Origin of the sequence: Methanofollis sp. (assembly GCF_028702905.1) — an archaeon.
In the GTDB taxonomy this organism is placed as follows: Archaea; Halobacteriota; Methanomicrobia; order Methanomicrobiales; family Methanofollaceae; genus Methanofollis.
In genome coordinates, this window is sequence record NZ_JAQVNX010000142.1 from 1 (window position 1) to 4,189 (window position 4,189).

Below are 4,189 nucleotides of genomic sequence, written 5' to 3' on the forward strand. Positions count from 1 at the left end.
TCCCTGATATTCTTCTCGGCCTTCTTTGCGAACTCTGGCCGCACCTCGCAGCTGACGACACGTCCCGCGATGCCGCCGAAATAGATCGCGGCGATGCCGCTCCCTGTGCCGGCGTCGAGGACGGTGTCCCTGCTGTTCATGCCCGTGTAGGCGATGACCATACCGATGTCCTTCGGGAGCATCGGGGCGCCTGTCCGTGCGGCGTGGGTGAAAAAGTCGGTCGCCCGCGGCCGCCTGATCATGAACTCGGTACCCAGGTGGGTGGCGACGACGTCGCCGTACGCCGCCCCGACGAGGGTGTCGAGCTTCAGGATGCCGAGGTCGGTGGAGAGGGTGCCCTCCCCTGCAGAGACATAATATTCCCTCGTCGCGGAGACGAGGATGAGGCGCTCCCCTTCCTGGATCATGCGCCTGTCAGACGCAGGATCGCCCCGGCGATGTCTCCGTCGGTGGCGGCGAGCGCCTCCCGGGCGGCGGCGGCCGTGGTGCCGGTCTGCTCCATCACCAGTTTCACGTCGTCTTCCGGTATCTCAAGGGCGGCGGGCTCGAACCTCGCCTCGCCATTGATCTGGTAGGTGGTGGCACCCTGCATGATCGTGGCGACGACTTCGGCCTCGTCGAAGACATAGTTCCCCTTGCCGGTCTCGATGACGACCCTCTTCACGTCTTCAAGCTGCTCGATCTCCATGCCGAGCTGCTTCATCATCTGCTTCATCTTTTTCGGATTGATCTTACCGCCTGGAAACACGCTTACTTTCCTCCTTTCCTAACTTTTACCGCTACTCCATAATCAAATGCCACCATTTCTCTGCCCGAGAGGAGTGCCTGGCCGGTGGCGATCACCTCGTCCTCCCCGGACACGACGATCACCTCGTCGCCGGCCCTGATGCCGGTATCCGCTGTGACGATGTGTTTGGCAAAGGCGTTCTTCCCGTCGGCGACGAAATCGGCGACCTCGTCCGCGATCACGACGCGGTACGCGGGCGCAGGGAGCGCCTCCGCAAGCAGGCGGGCGCCTGTGATGCCGAGGGTGAACCGCCCGTCCTGGGCGCGGACGGTGACGATACGCTCGTCCCCGAGCATCACCTGCCTGACGCGCCGCGTTTTCGACCTGACGATGCGGCAGCCTGGCTGGAAAAGTGCCTCTCCGGCTCCTTTCCCGAACTGGAAGTCAGCAATCGCCCTGATCTGCCGCTCCGCGCTGTCTCTTGATGCACTGGTTGACACGGTATACAAACTCCTGTTCTGCTGTTTTCGGGATATATGCCCCCGCGGCGATGGCGTGCCCCCCTGCCGCCCCGCCGAAGGGCCCGGCGGCCTCGATGAGGGCCGCCTGAAGGTCGATGCCGGCGCCGACCATCCTGTCGTCGGCCCGCATGGAGACCTTGGTGAGGGTCGGATCGTCGGGGAGGGTGCACATGATGAGGATCGGTTTGTTCCGGCCGAGTTTCGAGAGGGCCATGCCTGCGCCGATCCCGACGATGGTGTCGGGGAACCTGTCCCCGACATGGAGGTACTGGATGGCGTCGAGTTCCTGGACGCCGGTGGTGAGGATGTAGGTGAGGATCTCCCGGATCGTCGCCCTGTGCTGGGTGAGCATCTGCCCGGCCTCCCTGAGGGCTTCGGCCCGGTCGCCCGCGCAGATCGCGCTCCCGACCGCGGGGCGGGCCCACCTGCCGCAGGCATTGAGGAGGGTCGAGAACTCCGAGGCATTGTGCAGGGCAGTTCCCCCGGCTTCGTCGGGGAAGAGGTAGACCTCGGCGCAGAGCCTTTCCGTGTCGCCGCCGTGGGCGACGATCTGTTCCGCGAGGGCCGAGCAGATCGCCTGCTTCTCGGCGGCGTCCAGGTCCTCCCAGACCCGCCACCGCCCTTCCCGCGTCCTCTCCGGGATGCCGAGGGACGCAAGGAGCCTCCGCACCCCGGCCGGGTTGTTGGTGATCCCCTCGATGAAGGGGTCGTCGGTGTAGGCGAGGCAGAGGTTCAGGGGGCGGGTGGAGATGCCGTAGCAGTTGAGGTCGCGCTGTGCCTCGACATTCCCGTACTCGATCCCGTCGTCGGCGATCGCCCGTGCCGGCCCGATGAGCCCGCAGTCTTCCCTGGCCATCATGTCGCCGACATTCCCGATCACGGCGAGTTTTGCGAGGTCGCGGGTGTCGTCGTCGATGGCCCGGGCGACGAGGTACGCCGCCCCCGCGGCCGAGAACTTGGTGTGGCCGTACGGCAGGGCGTTCACCTGCATGTAGGGCGTCTTCACGTCCTGCGAGACGTGGTGGTCGATGATCACGACCCTGTCCTCGGCAAGGCCGTGTTCCTCCAGGAGGTTCTGCTGCCCGGCCCCGAGGTCGGAGAAGACCTTCAGTGTGTCGTCCTGCGGGACGTGGTGCATCATCAGCGGCTCGAGTTGTCGCACGAAGACGGGTGCCGCCTCGATCCCGGCGCGGGTGATCGCCTGCATCAGGATCGAGAGGCTGGTGATCCCGTCGGCGTCGATGTGCGAGATGACCGTCACCCGGTCGGCCTCGCGGATCCGCCTGGCGGCCGCCGATACATCCCTCTCAAGACTCATCCAACTACTATACTATCATGTCCCTCTGATATAACCCATTGGTCGGGCGGATTTGCCGCCCTCTCCAGCCGATTGTACGGGTTTTTCCGCCTTACCTCTCCATGATGAGGACGGCACCGAGGGCGACGAGGTAGACGGCGGCCAGGGCCAGCAGGCTCCCGAAGGGGCTGGCGCCTATGGCGAGGAGGCCGAAGCCTGCCGCCACCGAGAGAAAGAGAAGGGTGCACTCCCCTGCCCAGAGGGTGCGGGGCGTCGGGTGGCGGTGCCGGAGAAAACGGGCGGTGAGCGGGATCAGAAGGATCGCGACCGGGACGGCGACGGCGAGCAGGGCGTCGGGCGGCTGAATGCGACAGAGGACTCTGTAGTCAAGGGGGAGCGCGGCGGCGAGGAGGATGAACGTGCCGGCGGTGCCGGCCACCTGCAGCCGGGGGTCGGGCTCGTGCCTCAACCTGATCGTGGCCGGGATGAGGAGCATGATCAGGAAAGCCCACGCCAGGGGAACCTGCTCCTCCGGGTCCCCCTGCTCGCCGGTTGCCGTCGTCGTCGCCGGTGTTGTCCGGTTCTCTCCCGGGGTGGTGGTGGGAGAGTGGTGCGTGTCTTCATCTCCTGGCAAGGAATGGGTATGCCCTCCCCCGCCGGTGTCTTCGCCCGGGAAGGAGGTGAGGGTGTAGTGGACGGTGAAGGAGAGGGTGTCGCCCTGGGCGTCGTCCTGCGGTGTCCCTGTCTCCGTGAACTCCCAGTGCCAGGTGAGCGTGGCGGTCGCGCCGGCGTCCAGCTGCGTCACGGTGAGGGCGGGACTGCCGCCGGGTTCCTGCGGGAAGGTGCTGATGGGTGCGGGAAGGTCGAGGGTGGATGCGAGACGCTCGTTCGAGAGGGAGAAGAGGAGGTAGGTGTCGAGCATGGCGCCGTCCGCTCTTGCGTCGGTCTCGGTGATGTTGGAGACCCAGATGGCGACGCTGCCGCCTTCGCTACCATCGTTGTGGAGAAGAATGGTTGTGGTGCCGGTGTCGCCGGGCTTGAGGGTGTGGAAGGCCATGCCCTCCGCTCCGGGGCCGTCGAGGGTGAGGTCGACGACTGCCCCGCAGGTTGCGGCGACGAGGAAGGGCAGGAGGATGAAGGCAACCGCCAGCCTGTTCCTGTATGTCGCAGTCGTTTCTAGTGCCCTCCTTCAGTAGTAATACACCCGCACCGCGTCGAGGACCGGGGTCTTTGTGCTGTCCGTCGTGGTCAGCGTCGCCCTCCACTGCATGTATCGCCCTTTCGGGAGGCCCGTCGTCACCGGTGAGGCGTCGCCGACATCTACCCATCCCGTCTCCGGGGCGGTGAAATCGTCGTTCGAGGCCCGGACCTCGAACGTGATGGAGGTTCCTGTGGGCGTCGTCGCCTCCCGGAAGAGGGCGTTCCAGGTGGCGCCTTCGATTCCGGTGTCAAAGACCGGGGAGGTGATGGTCCCGCTCGTGTACTCGCGGACCGCCTCTGCAAAGATGACGTCCCGGTAGGGGGGGAGGTGGGGATTTTCGATGCGTGGATCTTCGAAGAGCATCCTCCAGAACCCGATCGTGACGTTGTGGGTGTGGCCGGGGCGTGCGACCTCGGTCCCACTGTCGCCGCTCTTTATCGGAT

Annotated in this window: 5 protein-coding genes and 1 pseudogene; all 6 read right to left on the bottom strand. The window is 65.7% G+C overall.

What is annotated here, in order from left to right:
- Positions 1–407, bottom strand: a pseudogene (locus PHP59_RS11625) (protein-L-isoaspartate carboxylmethyltransferase); the annotation flags it as partial.
- Positions 404–748: a nascent polypeptide-associated complex protein gene (locus PHP59_RS11630; protein ID WP_300167176.1), complete on the bottom strand. Its 345-nt coding sequence runs from the start codon at positions 746–748 to the stop codon at positions 404–406. The gene PHP59_RS11630 and the pseudogene PHP59_RS11625, both read right to left, overlap by 4 nt.
- Before the next feature lie 2 nt (positions 749–750).
- Complete coding sequence (locus PHP59_RS11635; RefSeq protein ID WP_300167177.1) at positions 751–1,227, bottom strand: PUA domain-containing protein; 477 nt, start codon at positions 1,225–1,227, stop codon at positions 751–753.
- Positions 1,172–2,566 (bottom strand): DHH family phosphoesterase, encoded by a 1,395-nt coding sequence (locus PHP59_RS11640; protein ID WP_300167179.1) that lies wholly within the window; start codon positions 2,564–2,566, stop codon positions 1,172–1,174. The genes PHP59_RS11635 and PHP59_RS11640 overlap by 56 nt, the downstream gene beginning before the upstream one ends.
- A 91-nt stretch (positions 2,567–2,657) precedes the next feature.
- Positions 2,658–3,602 (bottom strand): hypothetical protein, encoded by a 945-nt coding sequence (locus PHP59_RS11645; protein WP_300167181.1) that lies wholly within the window; start codon positions 3,600–3,602, stop codon positions 2,658–2,660.
- 132 nt (positions 3,603–3,734) lie between these two features.
- On the bottom strand, positions 3,735–4,189 hold a 455-nt coding region (locus PHP59_RS11650; protein ID WP_300167183.1), incomplete at its 5' end, for a hypothetical protein.

Coding starts and splice junctions, on each gene's coding strand:
- PHP59_RS11640 (WP_300167179.1), bottom strand. CDS start 2,566: ATGAGTCTTGAGAGGGATGTATCGGCGGCCGCCAGGCGGATCCGCGAG.
- PHP59_RS11645 (WP_300167181.1), bottom strand. CDS start 3,602: ATGGCCTTCCACACCCTCAAGCCCGGCGACACCGGCACCACAACCATT.